Here is a 17,374-nt window from a genome sequence, read left to right as displayed (position 1 = left end):
CTTGGAAAATCCCCACTCATGTCCACGTGGACGAGCGCATACATATTGGACTAGTTGAGTGAGGGGGAGCACCGTGCTGAGTCATCTACAAACCATTGTCCAGATTCTCATGATGTCATTTGCGCTTGGTATGGATGCACTATCCCTGTGCATCGGCATTGGTCTTGGCTACATTCAGCGTAATACTGCGCTCCAATTATGTTTTTCTATTGGTATATTTCACGTGATCCTAACCTTTTTAGGTATCGCGTTCGGCAACCTCGTCGGCCATTATTTAGGCCAACTCGGACAGTGGTTCAGCGGGCTTTTATTGATAGGACTTGGCGTACACATGCTGTACAGCATGCTGTTTGGCACGGAAGACACCCCAAAAGCAATGGGCAACGTCATCACCATGCTATTGTTCTCAGCGAGCGTCTCTATCGATGCTTTGTCAGTTGGCTTCAGCCTCGGGTTGCGAAGCACCACGTACGGCCTCGTCTCCGCTGTGAGTTTCGGCTACGTGAGCGCTGTGATGTGCGCTGTTGGACTCGTCATTGGCAAGAAATTTGGTCAGTCTATCGGCAGGTACGGCGAGTTGATTGGCTCTTTTATTTTGATCGGCTGCGGCATCAACTTCTTGCTCTAGTTCCCTCACTTCTTTTTCTCATTGTAACGTCTCTCCCAAGGTCCGAAAAACCCGGGTCACACGGGCATGATTGCATCAACGAAAAGTGCAGGGATATACTACGTATGTAAGTCTAGGCACTTTGTGTTCTTCAAATAATTCAGGTGAGACGAAACCATGCATATCCTATTTGTCTGTACGGGAAACACGTGTCGAAGTCCCATGGCTTCGGCGTTAGCACGCCATCATGTCGCAGCTCACGGACTCAATTGGACGGTTGATTCGGCAGGCATCTACGCAGTGCCTGGACAGCCAATGGCAGCTTATGCAACAGACGCGCTCATCAGGCGGCACGTCTTGGTTCCGAATCACCAATCGCAACCTGTGACGCCGGAACTGATCGAACAGGCGGATCTGATCTTTGCCATGACGAGATCGCATAAGGCGGATCTGCTCAGAAAGTTTGCTGAAGCACACGGAAAAGTATTTACTTTGGCCGAGTTCGTCGAAGGCGAGTCCGCCGCTGCAGACGTGACCGATCCGTTCGGAGGCTCCCCCGAAGTATACGAAGCCTGTGCGGAAGCCTTGGATGCCACAATTCAAAAGTTAATTTCGAGACTGAAGGAACAACGAGACCAGGCCGATTGAGAGACAGCTCTTAACTGGCCTGTTTGTATTGTGGAAACCGACTTCGAAGGTGGCTGTCACACCCGGTGCGTCGAGAGATCGGTTTCTCGTGGAAGATCGTGGCTGAATACCGTACGCTACACGCATCAACATTGGATGGAGGCATCTGTATGGCATCCGGATCTGGTGATTCATGCGATACACCCCTTACGCCTAGGGAGCAAAATGAGCAACAAATGACTCAACAACAGGACGCCCAGCACGCGGCTGTCTATGACGCGGCTGACGGGTCGGATGCCGCACACGGCACACAGGAAGCGGTTGGCCCGGAGATCAAAGCGGCCCTTCAAACTGTCTTGGAAGATTTACAGGCCGCGGCGAACTTGGGTCCGGGCCAAATTCTCATCGTTGGCGCCTCATCGAGCGAAGTCATGGGGAAGCGCATTGGCACGTCCACGTCCATGGCAGTTGGGCGGCTCATTGTTGACACCGTGCTGTCATGTGCGCAACCGCTTGGCTTTGCAGTCGCGTTTCAGTGCTGTGAGCACCTCAACAGGTCCATCGTCGTCGAACGATCCGTTGCCACACACCACGGCCTCCAACAAGTCTCCGCTGTACCCGTACCCGGCGCTGGCGGGGCCGTAGCGGCGGCAGCTTACTTCGCCTTCACCGATCCGGTTCTCGTCGAAACGATCACAGCGGACGCCGGGATCGACATCGGTGACACGTTCATCGGCATGCACCTCAAGCGAGTCGCTGTCCCTTTGCGGGGGCGCGTCCGTGAAATCGGTCAAGCGCACGTCACCATGGCGAGAACACGGCCGCCACTGATCGGCGGATCGCGCGCGGTGTACGATGTGGCGGAGGCGAGAGAGCGATTGAAGGGTCAGTAGGCCCCCGCGGGTCTCGACCGTTAGGCGGCAGGTGGCCCGCCATGCGCGAGATGCAGCCGGAAAAATGACGGAATATCGAGTTTTTTATTTCGCGGCAGGGATAAGAGGCGAAAGCGCGAATGCTTTTTGGGTGTTTAACGAGGCTGGACGTCAGTGAGAGGAGCACAGGAAATTATGAATTTGCACCACTTTGACAAAGATGTTGCCGTTGCGATGGAGAAAGAGCTTCGTCGTCAACAGGATAAAATTGAACTGATCGCGTCGGAAAATTTCGTCAGTGAACCGGTATTGGCCGCACTCGGCTCCGTCCTGACAAACAAGTATGCTGAAGGCTATCCGGGCCGCCGCTACTACGGTGGCTGTGAATATGTGGACGTCGTCGAAAACATCGCCCGCGACAGGGTAAAGGAACTTTTCGGCGCCGATCACGCCAACGTCCAACCCCACTCAGGCGCCCAAGCCAACATGGCTGTCTACTTCAGTGTCCTCAAACCCGGTGACAAAGTCCTCGGCATGAACCTCTCTCACGGCGGCCACCTGACGCACGGGAGCCCCGTCAACTTCTCCGGTCAACTGTACGAGTTTGTCTCCTATGGTGTCGACGAAACGACGCACGTCATCGACTACGACGCAGTTCGTGCGGCCGCCATCGAGCACAAACCAAGAATCATCGTCGCCGGCGCAAGCGCATATCCGCGGATTATTGATTTTGCTCGGATGCGCGAGATCGCGGATGAAGTTGGCGCTTACCTCATGGTCGACATGGCCCACATCGCTGGCCTCGTTGCGACCGGACTCCACCCGTCTCCCGTGCCACACGCGCACTTCGTGACATCAACAACACATAAGACCCTCCGCGGTCCACGCGGCGGACTCATCTTGTGCAAGGCCGAGTTCGCGAAGCAAATTGACAAGAGCATCTTCCCCGGTATCCAAGGCGGCCCGCTTATGCACGTCATCGCAGCGAAAGCCGTCGCTTTCGGCGAAGCTCTCAAACCGGAGTTCAAAGTATACTCGAAGCGCATCGTCGACAACGCGGCCGCTTTGGCCGAGGCGCTCACAGCCAAAGGATTCCAGCTCATCTCCGGCGGCACCGACAATCATCTCATTCTCATCGATGTCCGAAACTGGAACATCACGGGAAAAGAAGCTGAGCGGCGCCTCGACGAAGTGGGCATCACGGTGAACAAGAACACCATCCCGTTCGATCCCGCCAGCCCCATGGTCACCAGCGGCATCCGCATCGGCACGCCAGCCGTCACCACCCGCGGCATGGACGCAGAAGCCATGCGAGAAATCGCAAATATCTTCCACCTCGCATTGTCCGGTGACTTTACCGACGTGGTCCGCGAGGCCGCAAGTGCACAGGTGCAAGAATTGACCTCCCGGTTCCCGCTGTACGAGGGATTGACTTATTTGGATTGACGGTCGTCGATGATGGCAGCCCGCTCCCCGGTTTGGGGGCGGGCTTTTTTGGTGCGCCCGGCATGGGCGCCGGTGGGCCGGTGGGCCGGGGTAGGGTCGGCCGGTGGGGCGGGGAGGATAGGGGAGGATAGGGGAGGATAGGGGAGGATAGGGGAGGATAGGGGAGGATAGGGGAAGCAGGGGGCCTTAGTCGGTCATCGGACGCGAGTTTGGCATGAAGAAGGGAGTCTGGTTCCCCTATGCGACCCCATTCCCCCGTGAATTGCCGAAGACAGGCGGTATAAGGGAATTTACTTCCGTTGTTGCCGACTCCATGACGCCACGGGCGCAACAAGGGAACAAAAGTCGCTTACGCGCCCCCGTCCCACCCCCTCACCGTCGTCGTCCTATCGGCATCCATCCATACAAAATGCCCATCGCCACAATGATTACGGCTGCGACGTAAAAGGGGGCTTTGGGGCTGAAATGGTCCCAGACAAAGCCGCCGACGAATGCGCCCACTGCGGAACCGAGGCCTTCGATAGTCATGAAAACGCCCCATAAGGTGGCTTTGCGGTCGGGATCGATGTTTCTGTCCAAAACCGTGTTCCAGGACGGGAGAATGAAGGCGTATGTGACGCCGAAGACGGCGACGAAGATGTAGGTTGCGACGATGGACTGGAAAATGGGGTAGATCCCCATGGCGATCCCGCCTAAGACGAAGCCTGAGACGAGAAACCTCCGTGAGCCGTATGCGTCCACGAGGCGGCCGGCAGGGATGAGGCCGATGATGGTCACGACACCTGCGCAGGCCAGTAAGAGACTGTACATGGGACCTGAGAGATGCAAGACGACCTTTGCGTAGAGGGACAGAATGGGCACGATACAGCTCACAGCGAAAGTCTGCACGAACATGCCGGGAATGAGGAACGAGACGGTGCGGATGTGGTGCCAGAGGGCGTGGAGATCGTGGCGGCGAAGACGCAGGGACGGCCTTTGCAGAGGCTCATCGGAGCCCTGGGTCAGCCCGGGATTTTGCCCCCGGCCCTGTTCGTGCACCACCATCTGCCTCTCTCCGAGCGCCGACACCTCCCTCTCGCGATGCCCACGGGGCTGCTCACCATCAGTTACTGCAGGCTCAGGAGCCGCCCAACCCGCAAGCCCACCCTGATTGCCCCTAAGGCCGACCGGCATCCGAACGAAGATGAGGACGCAGACGAGCCCCGCAATAAGCACGGCCATCAGAACGAGAAACGCCAGATGGTACGTCTTTGACCACAAAAATCCCATGATGACGGGGCCGATGCCCATTCCGGCCAGCCAGAACATGTATAAGTAGCCCATGAAGGCAGCGCGCTTTGATTCGGGAGTGGACTTGCCGATGGTTGCGATGGCTGACGGCCACATGGGGGTGACGGCAAAGCCGAGCAGGCCCATGCTGCCGATGAGTGACCAGATCTGGTGTGCATTCATCATCCAAAAGATGGCTACGATACCGATAGAGAAGCCGATGATGAGGAGGGTGCGGCCGCCGACGCGATCGATGACCCAGCCCACCGGTACACGCAGCACATTGTCCACGATGTAGTGAACGGAGAGCGCGAGGCCGGTCCACTCGACGGCGAAGCCCAGTACGGTGCGGCCGTACGTCGGGAGGACGGAGAGGACGAGGGAACTGCGCACGAACTCCGAGCAGGTGATGGCGACAAGGCTAAAAAACAAGAACGGCTGAAGCAACTCCGGCTCCACGAAGCGGTGCAGGAAGCGGCGCGGGGCGACGGGCTGTGCGGATTTGTCTGCAGGATTCCAGCGGGACTTGTTGCGGACCACGGGGATTCCTCCTCAAGTCTATTCGCCTACAGTTTGTCTCTTTGAAAAAGATGACAAACGTGATCGTTCTGTTCTCGCACAACCTGCCGAGAAGAGTTTGCTATAATGGCGGTAAATGCATACGAAGGAGCGTCGCCCCATGGGACAAGTCCATGTCCTTGACCATCCACTCATACAACATAAATTGACGTACATACGGAACAAAGATACGGGAACAAAGGAATTTCGCGCCTTGGTGCAGGAAGTTTCGATGTTGATGGCATACGAGATCACGCGGAATTTACCGCTTGTGGAGACGGAAGTGGAGACGCCGGTTGCGCGGGCGAAGACGAAAGTGATCGCCGGGAAAACGTTGGCCTTGGTGCCCGTTTTGCGCGCGGGACTCGGTATGCTCGATGGGATTTTGAACCTCATTCCGACAGCGAAAGTTGGACACGTGGGCCTCTACCGAGATCCGGAAACACTCCAACCGGTCGAGTACTACTGCAAATTGCCGCAGAACGTGGAAAATCGCGATGTCATCGTTGTCGATCCGATGCTCGCCACCGGCGGTTCCGCTTCAGCGGCACTGTCGGCTGTGAAGGCCCGCGGTGCGAAGCAACCGAAGTTGATGTGCCTGGTCGCGGTTCCGGAAGGCATCAAAACGGTGCAGGCGGCACACGACGACGTCGACATTTACACGGCGTCAATCGACGAATATCTAAACGATCACGGCTATATCGTCCCGGGTCTGGGCGACGCGGGGGATCGTTTGTTCGGCACGAAATAATTTCATGTCATTCGTACAGTAAGAGATTCAAATAGAGGAATTTTGAGTAGCCATCGAGGTAAGGGCAGCGGAGAACCGTTGCTGATCGAGGAGGAACAACTTTGAGTTTATCGCCAGTGCGAGTCATGACGGTGTTTGGTACGCGGCCGGAGGCGGTCAAGATGGCGCCACTTGTGCGCGTGCTGGACGCACATCCGGACATTGAATCGTTGGTCTGTGTAACAGCGCAGCACCGTGAAATGCTGGATCAGGTTCTCGAGGTATTCGACGTGCGCCCCGACGTCGACTTGGATATCATGGAACCGAATCAAACCCTGGGCAAAATCACGACGAAGGCCATCACCGGACTCGAGACCGTCTTCGGCGAGAAGAGGCCGGACATCGTCCTTGTGCACGGCGACACGACAACGACGTTTGCCGCGGCGCTCGCGGCGTTTTATCAGCAAGTGGCCATTGGCCACGTGGAAGCTGGCCTACGGACGTACGAAAAATACAGTCCATTTCCGGAAGAAATGAATCGCCAGTTGGCCGATGTATTGTGCGATTTATTTTTCGCACCGACGGACTTATCCGCGACGAACCTTCTCAACGAGGGTCGCAAATCGGAAAATATCTTTATCACGGGAAACACGGCTATCGATGCCATGAGAACGACGGTTCGTGAAAACTACCACCATCCTGTGCTTGATACGATGCCGGGCGGGCGGCGTCTCATTTACATGACCTCGCACCGCCGCGAGAACTGGGGCGAGAAACTGGAGAACATTTGCCGTGCGGCCCGGCGCATTGTGGAAGCCCACGAGGATATCCAACTCGTGTACCCCGTTCACCTCAATCCAACGGTGCGTGATACGGTGTTTACCATTATGGGCGGTCATCCGCGGATTCACTTGCTCGATCCGCTCGGTGTCGTTGATAATCATAATTTTATGGCGAGATCGACACTGATTTTGACAGACTCCGGTGGCATTCAGGAAGAAGCGCCGTCGCTTGGTGTACCGGTGCTGGTCTTGCGGGATACAACGGAGCGGCCGGAAGGAATTGAAGCGGGCACGTTGAAACTGGTTGGTACGGATGAAGAAACGATTGTCACGGAAGCGAATCACTTGCTTTCGGACAAGGCCGCATACGACGATATGGCAGGACGCAAGAATCCGTACGGAGACGGTAAGGCTTCGGAGCGTATCGTGCAGGCGATATTACACCATTTTGGAAAATCGGACCGACCTTCGCCTTTCCGTTATTTGGAAAGCGAGAAACTGTTCTAAAGCAGATAGAGAGGATGAGGAAAAGCGGCTTCATGCCGTTTTTCTCTCCAATTCTATGAAAGCGATTTCTAAAACGGGGGTCAAACGGGACTTTCCGCGTCCAACTAGGTATTTCAGTCTCTAAAATGAAGGCGAAGTTATGAACAATTGCGTATATGGGCACAGAACTGGAAATGTCAAGCCTCTATTCGTTGACACATCTTTTTCGCCTAGTGTACTATATGCAAGGGTTCTGGCATTTCACTCTAAGAACCAGGTGTTTCATACTACGAGACAGGTGAGCTAGCACATCCGTTTCTGGAAACTCCTTCCCAATTCTGTGATTACCTTCTCTTGGAAAAGGGTACCATGGAAGACGGTGAGTGAAATTGCGAAGATACCTTCACCGCGAGCGCCTGCTCTCGGATCCTTGAGCGAGCGTTCCGAGTAAGCAGCACTCTACGATGTTCCTCTCTTTATCCTGTACTAGGTGGTGTCCAAGTTCGCAGACGAACAGCAACCTACGACAGAGAAGTCTAAGTCCCCGTCGAGCCAAAATCCTTGGAAAACGTTTGCAGTTTTCTCGGGTGCAACAATGCAATTGGCGGTTAGTGTCGTCGTCTTCGGTTTCTTGGGTTATCACTTCGCAGCCAAAACACACCATGTGTGGCTGACGATTCTCGGGGTCATTGTGGGCGTCGTTGTTGGTGCTTCGGGACTCGCGTTCCTCGCCAAACAGATTTTAGGAGACAAACCATGAGTGTAGACCGATTGAACAAACGCCTTCGTACAATCACAATATCTTGGCTGGTGTTCATCGGCCTGACCGCAGTTAGCTGGTTTTTTCTCGGTCCTTGGCGGGTTGCCGTGAACGGCTTGTTCTTAGGGGAGCTTGGCGGACTATATGTGGTTTTCAGCATGTTCCGGCAAGGGCATCACAATGATGACACACAGGGAACTGCCCTATTTGCTTCAGGGATGGTGGGGATGTTTACCCGCCTTATTCTCATCGTTGTCATTATGGTCATTTCCCTCAAATTCCGTACGGTGTTTAATCCGTACGCAGCACTAATCGGTTACTTGCTTGGTTTTGTCTTCGTCTTTGTTGGACTGTACAGCTATGTCAAGAACCCGAGTCGCATTCCCAAAGAAAAGTAGGTGAGACAGTGGCAGCATTCCCCAAGATTTTCGCGGGGACGTTGTGGCAGACCAACTTGACCGTTATCGGAACGATTTTGTTCACGGGTTTAGTGGTCTTCATCGTCTTGCGCCTTGCGCTTGCCCGCATGGACATGCGCAGTCCTCGCGGATTGCAGAACCTGGTGGAGTGGGCGGCTGACTTCACGAGCAACATGGCTCGCGAAACGATGCCTACGGAACAATCCGTGCGGTTCATCATGCCGCTCGCATTCACGATGTTGTTTTTCCTCTTCGTTGCGAATTGGCTGGGGCTGATTATGACCGTTGCGGTTCACTTCCATCCTTCCGTCGCATCCGTCTGGGGCATTAGTCCAGCGGAATTAGAGAGTGCGAAGGGCGAAGTGGTCCTGTTTGACTCTCCAACGTCGAACATGAGCATGACGCTTGGGCTTGCCGTGATGGTTTGGCTTATCAGCCACGCGCGTGGCCTGCGTCATCCGAAGCAATGGTTGAAGCATTTCTACTCGCCGTCGCCACTTGCCGTGATCGAGGAGATCACAAACCCGCTAACGCACGGCATGCGTCTTTACGGCAACATTTTTGCGGGTGAAGCACTGCTTGGTATCATGCTCAATGCACCGTTCGCGCTGCATTGGATCCCGTGGCAAACACCACTTGTCGTTCTGTGGCTTCTCTACAGTGGTTTTGTCGCAACGATTCAGGCGTACGTCTTCTCCATCTTGATGTGCCTCTACGTGGGCAACAAGTCGTTTGAAGGCAACGCACACCATTAATGTTTATGAGAGCGTCATTGAGGAGGATTACAGTCTATGGCACAAATGGTACAAGCGATTTATGACGTAGCGGTTGCCCTTTTGTTGGGTCTTGCAGCCGTTGGTTCTGGTGTTGGTGACGGTTTGGTTATGAGCAAGTACGTTGAAGGTGTTGCTCGTCAACCGGAAGCTCGTGGTTCCATCTTTGCAAGTGCACTTCTTGGTGTGGCCCTCGTCGAAGCGTTCCCAGTTATCGCGTTGGCGTTCGGTATCATCATCCTGTTTACAGCAGGTAAACTCTAAGTCGCGGCTCAGTCGTTTCGTCCAAAACGCGATTCCATAGCAGAAGGGAGTGGCGCGAAGCGTGGGCGTCTTTGAACTTGGAACGTTTATATTTTCTATTGTCGCGTTCCTGATCGTGTTTTTCATCATTCAACGGTTTGCATTCCGACCGCTCGCAAACATGCTTGAGCAACGTCGGAAACATGTGGAAACGCAAATTACAGATGCAGAAAAAAGTCGTGAAGAAGCAGCGAAGCTTCTCTCTGAACAAAAGCGTCTTCTCGATGAAGCGCGCAAGGAAGCAAAGAACATACTTGACGCTGCTCGTGTGCGCTCGGAAGAACTGGCACGAGAGATCACTCAAAAAGCGGAAGAAGAAGCTGCTCGGATCCTCGATGAAAACCGTGCTGCCATTGCACGTGATAGAGATGAAGCGCTGGCAGCCGTCACAGCACGGGTTGCAGAGCTGACTGTCGAATTGACTTCGAAATTGCTTAACAACCATGTCTCCACGGAGGTACACAACGAGATGGTGGCCGAGGCTGAAAAACGCCTGGGTGAACTCGTATGTTAAGCGGCACAGTGATCAATCGCTATGCGCGTGGATTGCTCAGCTATGCAAAAACAGCTGATGTCTTGGATGAAGTGGATGCTCAGTTTCAGCAATTGAAGTCACTGATCGAGTCGTCGACAGAGCTCCGAGCTTTCTTGGCCAGTCCGGTTTTATCGCAGGAAATGAAGCTTTCGACAATAGAGAAGTTGTTGTCTGGCGAACTTCGCAAGGACTTGCGCAACTTCATTACACTCCTGCTTGAACGTGGCCGCGGTCAGTATGTCGCAGCCATCGCAGGACGGTTTCATGAATTCGTCGACGAGGCACATGGTCGACTTGCAGTACAAATCGAAGCGGCACAACCGCTGACGCAGGAACAGACTGATCGGATCGTCTCTCAACTGCAAGCCGCATTCGGCAAGCGGATCGAGGCGAGCGTTCGCGAAAACCGCGCGCTCATCGCGGGATATCGTGTGCAGGTCGGTAACCGAGTGCTCGATGCAACGACCTCGAATGCGTTGCGTCAGTTCCGTGAAAGTCTGCTCGCGGGTGCAGTTGGCAAGGAGGGAACACGTTGAGTATTCGTCCGGATGAAATTAGTGCGCTGATCAAACAGCAAATTGAGCAGTTTGATGCGCAGATCCAAGTCAACGACACCGGTATTGTTCTGTCTGTCGGTGACGGTATTGCCCGTCTACACGGCTTGGACAACGTCATGGCTGGCGAGTTGGTCGAGTTCGGCAACGGCGCATACGGCATGACGTTGAACCTTGAAGAAGACAACGTAGGTGTCGTTGTCCTTGGTTCTGTAACGGGAATTCAGGAAGGCGAACAGGTGAAACGCACAGGCCGCCTGGTTCAAGTTCCAGTCGGTGACGGACTGTTGGGCCGCGTCGTCAACGCGCTCGGACAACCCATCGACAACAACGGTCCAATTCAAGCGGAAGGCTATCGAAACGTCGAGTCGCCGGCGCCTGGCGTGATCGTGCGTAAGTCCGTGCACGAACCGCTGGAGACGGGCATCAAGGCAATTGATGCAATGGTTCCGATTGGCCGCGGTCAGCGCGAGCTCATCATCGGCGACCGTCAGACCGGTAAAACGGCTGTTGCACTCGACACCATCATCAACCAAAAAGGCAAAGGCGTGACATGCGTTTACGTCGCAATCGGCCAAAAGCAATCCACGATTGCACAGGTCGTTGAGACGCTTCGTCGTCACGGTGCCCTCGAATATACCATCATCGTCGCCGCAAGCGCGTCGGAGCCGGCACCGCTTCTGTTCCTCGCTCCGTATGCAGGTTGCGCAATGGCTGAGCACTACTTGTACAACGGCAAGCACGCGCTGGTCATCTACGATGACCTCACGAAGCAAGCGGCAGCATACCGCGAAATGTCGCTGTTGCTCCGCCGTCCGCCAGGTCGTGAAGCATTCCCTGGTGACGTCTTCTACTTGCACTCTCGTTTGCTCGAACGCGCGGCGAAATTGAACGATGAAAACGGTGGCGGATCGCTGACGGCTCTGCCGTTTATCGAGACGCAGGCTGGTGACATTTCGGCGTACATTCCGACGAACGTCATCTCCATCACCGATGGTCAGATCTTCTTGGAGTCAGACCTCTTCTTCGCGGGCGTTCGCCCAGCCGTCAACGTCGGTACGTCCGTGTCTCGTGTCGGTAGCTCGGCACAGACGAAGGCCATGAAGAAAGTCGCTGGTACCTTGAAGCTCGACTTGGCTCAATACCGTGAATTGCAAGCCTTCACGCAGTTCGGTTCCGATCTCGACAAAGCAACACTCGAGACATTGAACCGCGGTGCGCGGATGACCGAATTGCTCAAGCAGCCGCAGTATCAACCACTCACGTTCGACCGTCAGGTCGCATCGCTGTGGACCGGTGTCAACGGCTACTTGGATGACGTGCCAGTCGAAGCTGTGTTGAAGTTCGAACGCGAATGGCTCGCCTTTATCGACCGAGAGTATCCGCAGATCTTCCAGCAGATGCAGGAGACCGGCCAACTCGGAGATGACACGGTTGCCCTCTTGAAGGAAGCTGTTGGTAAGTTCAAGTCGACGTTCGTAGCGTGACTTTATCACAGCCTCTGAATCGCGAACTTCGCACACAGATGGGTGGTGAATTGATTGCCGCAAAACGCACGTGAAATTAAACGTCGCATTAAAAGCGTTAAAAATACATCTCAGATCACGAAAGCGATGGAGATGGTGGCTGCTGCCAAACTGCGCCGCGTCCAATCCGCAGTTCAGCAGTCCAAACCGTACCTTGCGAGACTGCAAGATATGCTCGCTAATTTGTCTGCGTCTGCGAGAAACGTCAAGCACCCGCTGTTGGCGTCCCGTCCTGTCAAGCGCACGGGTTACCTCGTCATTACAGCGGACAGAGGACTTGCAGGTCCCTACAATGCGCAAGTTCTGCGTTTAGCCTTGCAAACGTTCGGTAAAACCGACAAGTCGGCGTATACCATCTTTGCAGTCGGTAAACGCGGCCGTGATTTCTTCAAGCGCCGTGATTATCCAATTGCTGCCGAAGTGGTGGATCTATCGGATTCTCCGACGTATGCCTCGATTCGCAACTTGGCTGCAGAAATCGTGCAGGCGTACGAACGCGCTGAGTTCGATGAGCTGTACTTCGTCTACAACGAATTTATCAACGCGGCTTCACAGAGACCGGTTTTGAAAAAAGTGCTTCCCCTCGACAGCCTTACGGAAGGCAAGTCGGGTCCGAGCCGAATCTACGAATTCGAGCCGGATGAGGAAGCTGTCATGGCGGCTTTGTTGCCACGCTATGCGGAAACACTGGTTTACCAGGCGGTCTTGGACGCGAAAGCATCCGAGCACGCAGCTCGTATGACCGCAATGGGCAGTGCAACCGATAACGCGAAGAACTTGATTGATGACTACACGCTGTCGCTCAACCGTGCTCGCCAAGCTGCGATCACGACGCAGATTGCGGAAATCGTCGGTGGTTCGGCTGCGCAAAGTTAAGTTAGCTAGTGGATAGGAGGGAACTTCGTGAGTAAAGGACATGTCGTGCAGGTCACGGGGCCGGTCGTTGACGTCCGTTTTCCAGACGGTCAACTGCCTGCTATCAACAATGCCCTGCGCATTGACTACCACGGTGAAATCGACGTCCACGTAACATTGGAAGTTGCGCTTCACCTCGGTGATAATGTTGTTCGCGCTGTCGCGATGTCGTCCACGGACGGACTTGTTCGCGGCGTCGAAGTTGAAGATACAGGACGTGCAATCAGCGTTCCAGTTGGTCAAGGTACACTTGGCCGCATCTTTAATGTCCTCGGTGAGACCATTGACGAACAGGGTCCTGCGCAAGCAGACCAACAGTGGCCAATTCACCGCGAGGCACCTAAGTTCAGCGATCTCACCACGAAGACGGAAATCTTTGAAACGGGCATCAAGGTCGTCGACCTGTTGGCGCCGTACATCAAAGGTGGTAAGGTCGGTCTCTTCGGTGGTGCAGGTGTCGGTAAGACGGTCTTGATTCAGGAGCTCATTCACAACATCGCGAAGGAACACGGTGGTTACTCCGTATTCGCCGGTGTCGGTGAACGTACTCGTGAAGGTAACGACCTCTACCACGAAATGAAGGACTCCGGCGTCCTCGACAAGACCTCAATGGTCTTCGGTCAGATGAACGAGCCGCCGGGTGCACGTATGCGCGTTGCCCTCACGGGCCTCACCATCGCGGAATACTTCCGTGACATGGAAGAACGGGACGTGCTTCTGTTTATCGATAACATTTTCCGTTTCACGCAGGCTGGTTCCGAAGTGTCCGCTCTGCTCGGCCGTCTGCCGTCTGCCGTAGGTTACCAACCTACACTGGCAACGGAAATGGGCCAATTGCAAGAACGTATTGCGTCAACGGTCAAGGGTTCCATCACGTCCATTCAGGCCGTGTACGTCCCAGCCGATGACTATACGGACCCTGCTCCGGCCAACACATTCGCACACTTGGATGCAACGACCAACTTGGACCGTCGCATTTCTGATATGGGTCTGTACCCAGCCGTTGATCCGCTCGCATCCACGTCCCGCGCTCTCCAGCCTGACATCGTCGGCCAAGAGCACTACGACGTTGCCCGCGGCGTTCAGGCTGTTCTGCAGCGCTACCGCGAATTGCAGGACATCATCGCCATTCTAGGTATGGACGAGTTGACGGACGAGGACCGCTTGACCGTTTCTCGTGCCCGTAAGATCCAGAACTTCCTGTCACAACCGTTCTTCGTCGGTGAAGTCTTCACAGGCCTCGCTGGTAAGTACGTGTCCGTTCAGGATACCGTTCGCAGCTTCCGCGAAATCCTCGACGGCAAGCACGACGATATTCCAGAAACGTACTTCCGCTATTGCGGTGCCATCGAAGATGTCCTTGAGAAGGCGAAGAAAGACGGATACGTATCGTAATGGGTACGTCGACTCGGGAAGGTAGGTGATCGGCGATGATAACCGTACCGCTTGAGATTGTTACGCCGGAACGGGTTATCCTGGAACAGGATGTCCGCATGGTGACCCTCCAAGGTGGCTATGGGGAACTCGGTATCCTGCCTCGCCACATGCCGTTGGCGACGGCGGTGAAGCCGTGCCTGGTCCGCATCAAACTGGAGGATGGTCGGGAAGACGTCGTCCCAGTCAGCGGTGGGTTCGTGGAGATTCTGCCTGACAAGATCACCCTGTTGGCAGATACCGCGGAACTTCCTGGCGATATCGATGCGGATCGTGCTCAGTCTGCTAAGGATCGAGCAGAACGTCGCATCGCGCAGACGACAGACGATGTCGATGTCGACCGCGCAAAAAAAGCACTCGTCCGCGCGCAATTGCGTTTGGACGCGATAGCAGAGCACAAGGATCTTGGTGGCTTCCTCGGAGCTTAGTGCAAACCGTGGTAACCACGCGACGCCGGGCTTTGCGAGCGTTACCAATATTCCCAACAAATACACCCGGCGCAAACGCGCCGGGTGTTTTACAATCAAGCAGACGCGCCATTCACCGGAATCGCTCTACCTTCGGTCGGCGCTGAATGTTTGATGTTCGTAGCGGGCGTAGGTTGATATAATTGTCACGAAGTGCTAAAGCACTAAGTCACAGCATCATCGGCCAAGAATCACTAGGGCTAACGCCCAAGTTCATCTAAGCCGATATAACTGTGACTAAAGTCCTGACGCACTAAGTCACAGCATCATCGACCAAGGTTCACTAGGGCTAGCGCCCAAGTTCACCTAAGTCGATATAACTGTGACTAAGCGCTTACGCACTAAGTCACAGTAAGGAGGGTGACCATGGCAACGTGGATTTGGCTGACATCCTTGCTGTCTCTGGCAAACTGCGTGTTCCTCGTCATTTCCGGGCGAAACACACCGTCGAAATGGTCGTACGGTCTATCCATGGGCGTACACGCGGCAGGTGCACTTGTGTCTTTGCTCGGCCTCCTCTCCGTCATCCAGATTCATGGCGACGAGGAGATTTATCTGTTTTCCTTGTTCGGCTTGCCCATACACGAAGGCTTCGAAATTAACTATGGAACAACCATCGCACTTCTCGTACTATACTTATGTGCCTTCGAGTATGCTCTAATCGGTTGGCGCAGAGCAGAGGCGATTCACCCGGATGTCGCTTTTCGATCCACCTTTCAACTCAGTTGGTGGACATTCGGATTCAGCTTCCTTGTCATGTCGCCCACTCTGCTGCAAGCGTTCATCGGCAGCGCAATTTGCTTTGTAGGTGCCATCTGGCTCGTGTTGCGAACCACCGATGTTGCAGCGCTGGGCAGGCGAGGCGCGTTGGCTGGAATGGCTGTGATCGGGTTCTTGTTGCAGACGCTCCCCACATGGATCGCGTGGCATGCACTTCACACGGTCCAACTCACCCAGTTAAGCCAGCTCGGTCCTGGACAGGGTCCGTGGCATGGGCCTGCGTGGACAGTTTGGTTATGGTTCGTCGGCGTCTTGCTCGAAGTTGCTGCCGCTGAAATGTTCTGTATTTGGCACGCTCACCGTGAGCAAGCCAGAGGTGTTCAGCGACGACTGACCATCGGCCTGGGTCTGGTCAGTGGGATCTACATTTGGCGATCATGGTCGGTGGTCGTTGCCTCACCCTGGATGGTCATCATCATCGCCCTTGCCGGCGTCATCGTCCTGGCATCGGTGGGCCTAACGGTCATGACCGTCCGCTCCAAACAGCTGAATTCGGCACAGTAACTTGTAAAGAGGCGGTGAATTCATGACCAGCATGGCGAGCAACCCGGCGGGGCACGTGTCGCTGATGATCGGCGCGGACGGTCTCATCATTATCGTCTTCTTTTTCGCCGGCCTCATTGCAGCCTGGTGGGCACTTGCAGCCGTGAAGTGGGATAAGTTCGTCAACCAACCACTCAGCCCGCAAGCGACCATGCTTCGATTCTTCCTGTCCTTGTGCGGCGGACTGCTCGCCGTGCTGGTCGCCGTGCTCCTCCTTGGCGCGATGCAGGTGGTGCAGGGGCTGTAGGCGGTGGCATTCGGTGCTCGGGCCCGAAGGGCGGCGGGGAGCCCTGGGGGTCGGTCGAGGCGGTATACCGTCGCTGCCGGGGCGGACGGCTTGCAATTAGGGGAACCACAGTGCCTTGTTGTCAGATCCCGTCGCAAATCCGCATGCGTAACGGACTTGGGTTCCGTTATAGGCGAATTTGCCCCAGGAAAAGCGGGAAATTAGCTGCATAAGCGAACATGGTTCCTCTATCTCGACACGGTGCCTGGCTCATTGGCAACAAGGGAACGACGGTCGCCTATTCTTGCGCCGCGCCGCCCGCCAGGGTCGGGCTGTCAATGGCCCGCGGGAGCAGTGTGTTGGCGTCGGTTCCATTGGACGCAGAAGCGATTAACGGGTCGATTCACCTTATTGGCTATCTTTCTGGGGGCAAAGTCCGGCTATGTCGCGATCCCGCTCATGGAAACATGGCCAATAAGGCGAAACTCCCTGTTATTGCGCGCCACTGTCGCCCAGCACAAGGCCCGTAGCGCGAATCTGCGGGCCGACCGAACGAGACCCGAGGCGCGTCGCCAAAGTAATCTTTTCGTGGCGGATCGGCAAAAAACGACCCCCGCACGTTACGCGGTGGCAACGTATTCTATGAAAGTCTCTACGAGGTAGGTATAGGCTGATAGATTCTCGTCCACAATGTTTGTAACAGACCTGGTTGCGCAATCAGCGACAGGCGGATTTACAAACATTTGGATGGAGGATGCGACA

20 protein-coding genes are annotated in these 17,374 nt (G+C 55.1%); 19 read left to right on the top strand and 1 reads right to left on the bottom strand.

Features of this window, described 5'->3' with window-relative positions:
• Positions 1-73 precede the first annotated feature (73 nt).
• The 4 genes from NZD86_RS22335 to NZD86_RS22320 all read left to right on the top strand — a co-directional run bounded on the left by NZD86_RS22335 (position 74) and on the right by NZD86_RS22320 (position 3,552).
• Positions 74-628 carry a manganese efflux pump MntP gene (locus tag NZD86_RS22335; RefSeq protein ID WP_268044271.1) on the top strand — a complete coding sequence of 185 codons (555 nt, stop codon included), beginning with the start codon at positions 74-76 and terminating at the stop codon, positions 626-628.
• A 156-nt stretch (positions 629-784) separates the two neighbouring features.
• A complete protein-coding gene (locus tag NZD86_RS22330) occupies positions 785-1,255 on the top strand; it encodes a low molecular weight protein arginine phosphatase (RefSeq protein WP_268044270.1) in 471 nt (156 codons plus the stop codon).
• Positions 1,256-1,404: 149 nt separating this feature from the next.
• On the top strand, positions 1,405-2,127 hold the full coding sequence (locus NZD86_RS22325; protein WP_326492615.1) for a TIGR01440 family protein: 723 nt from the start codon (positions 1,405-1,407) through the stop codon (positions 2,125-2,127).
• A gap of 174 nt (positions 2,128-2,301) precedes the next feature.
• Entirely contained in the window at positions 2,302-3,552 is a 1,251-nt protein-coding gene (locus tag NZD86_RS22320; protein WP_268047004.1) for a serine hydroxymethyltransferase, read from the top strand.
• Positions 3,553-3,924: 372 nt separating this feature from the next.
• On the opposite strand, the gene NZD86_RS22315 is transcribed toward NZD86_RS22320, so the two are convergent.
• Positions 3,925-5,361, bottom strand: a complete 1,437-nt coding sequence (locus NZD86_RS22315; RefSeq protein WP_268044269.1) for an MFS transporter — start codon at positions 5,359-5,361, stop codon at positions 3,925-3,927.
• 139 nt (positions 5,362-5,500) lie between these two features.
• On the opposite strand from NZD86_RS22315, the gene upp reads away from it, so the two are divergent.
• From upp to NZD86_RS22240, 15 genes are all read left to right on the top strand, one after another.
• Positions 5,501-6,130, top strand: a complete 630-nt coding sequence (gene upp / locus NZD86_RS22310) for a uracil phosphoribosyltransferase (protein WP_268044267.1) — start codon at positions 5,501-5,503, stop codon at positions 6,128-6,130.
• A gap of 125 nt (positions 6,131-6,255) precedes the next feature.
• Positions 6,256-7,398: a non-hydrolyzing UDP-N-acetylglucosamine 2-epimerase gene (gene wecB, locus NZD86_RS22305; protein WP_268047003.1), complete on the top strand. Its 1,143-nt coding sequence runs from the start codon at positions 6,256-6,258 to the stop codon at positions 7,396-7,398.
• Between the two features lie 469 nt (positions 7,399-7,867).
• A complete protein-coding gene (locus tag NZD86_RS22300; RefSeq protein WP_268044266.1) occupies positions 7,868-8,137 on the top strand; it encodes a hypothetical protein in 270 nt (89 codons plus the stop codon).
• A complete protein-coding gene (locus NZD86_RS22295) occupies positions 8,134-8,535 on the top strand; it encodes an ATP synthase subunit I (RefSeq protein WP_268044265.1) in 402 nt (133 codons plus the stop codon). The genes NZD86_RS22300 and NZD86_RS22295 overlap by 4 nt, the downstream gene beginning before the upstream one ends.
• A gap of 8 nt (positions 8,536-8,543) precedes the next feature.
• Positions 8,544-9,311, top strand: coding sequence for a F0F1 ATP synthase subunit A (atpB, locus tag NZD86_RS22290; protein ID WP_268044264.1), 768 nt, complete (start codon positions 8,544-8,546; stop codon positions 9,309-9,311).
• Between the two features lie 45 nt (positions 9,312-9,356).
• Positions 9,357-9,593, top strand: a complete 237-nt coding sequence (gene atpE / locus NZD86_RS22285; RefSeq protein WP_031218766.1) for an ATP synthase F0 subunit C — start codon at positions 9,357-9,359, stop codon at positions 9,591-9,593.
• Positions 9,594-9,654: 61 nt separating this feature from the next.
• Entirely contained in the window at positions 9,655-10,146 is a 492-nt protein-coding gene (gene atpF / locus NZD86_RS22280) for a F0F1 ATP synthase subunit B (RefSeq protein ID WP_268044262.1), read from the top strand.
• Between the two features lie 8 nt (positions 10,147-10,154).
• Positions 10,155-10,703, top strand: coding sequence for an ATP synthase F1 subunit delta (gene atpH / locus NZD86_RS22275; RefSeq protein ID WP_268044261.1), 549 nt, complete (start codon positions 10,155-10,157; stop codon positions 10,701-10,703).
• Positions 10,700-12,208: a F0F1 ATP synthase subunit alpha gene (gene atpA / locus NZD86_RS22270; RefSeq protein WP_268044260.1), complete on the top strand. Its 1,509-nt coding sequence runs from the start codon at positions 10,700-10,702 to the stop codon at positions 12,206-12,208. The genes atpH and atpA overlap by 4 nt, the downstream gene beginning before the upstream one ends.
• Positions 12,209-12,262: 54 nt before the next feature.
• Positions 12,263-13,123 carry an ATP synthase F1 subunit gamma gene (atpG, locus tag NZD86_RS22265; protein WP_268044258.1) on the top strand — a complete coding sequence of 287 codons (861 nt, stop codon included), beginning with the start codon at positions 12,263-12,265 and terminating at the stop codon, positions 13,121-13,123.
• Between the two features lie 27 nt (positions 13,124-13,150).
• Positions 13,151-14,557, top strand: a complete 1,407-nt coding sequence (atpD, locus tag NZD86_RS22260; protein WP_268044256.1) for a F0F1 ATP synthase subunit beta — start codon at positions 13,151-13,153, stop codon at positions 14,555-14,557.
• A gap of 35 nt (positions 14,558-14,592) precedes the next feature.
• Positions 14,593-15,024 carry an ATP synthase F1 subunit epsilon gene (atpC, locus tag NZD86_RS22255; protein WP_268044255.1) on the top strand — a complete coding sequence of 144 codons (432 nt, stop codon included), beginning with the start codon at positions 14,593-14,595 and terminating at the stop codon, positions 15,022-15,024.
• A 405-nt stretch (positions 15,025-15,429) separates the two neighbouring features.
• Positions 15,430-16,347 carry a hypothetical protein gene (locus tag NZD86_RS22250; protein ID WP_268044254.1) on the top strand — a complete coding sequence of 306 codons (918 nt, stop codon included), beginning with the start codon at positions 15,430-15,432 and terminating at the stop codon, positions 16,345-16,347.
• 22 nt (positions 16,348-16,369) lie between these two features.
• A complete protein-coding gene (locus NZD86_RS22245) occupies positions 16,370-16,633 on the top strand; it encodes a DUF1146 family protein (protein ID WP_268044253.1) in 264 nt (87 codons plus the stop codon).
• Between the two features lie 218 nt (positions 16,634-16,851).
• Positions 16,852-17,142: a hypothetical protein gene (locus tag NZD86_RS22240; protein ID WP_268044251.1), complete on the top strand. Its 291-nt coding sequence runs from the start codon at positions 16,852-16,854 to the stop codon at positions 17,140-17,142.
• Positions 17,143-17,374: the final 232 nt, after the last annotated feature.

The organism is Alicyclobacillus dauci (assembly GCF_026651605.1).
Taxonomy (GTDB): domain Bacteria; phylum Bacillota; class Bacilli; order Alicyclobacillales; family Alicyclobacillaceae; genus Alicyclobacillus; species Alicyclobacillus dauci.
The sequence above is the reverse complement of the archived record's forward strand: the minus strand, read 5'-3'. Positions and strand labels throughout refer to the sequence as shown.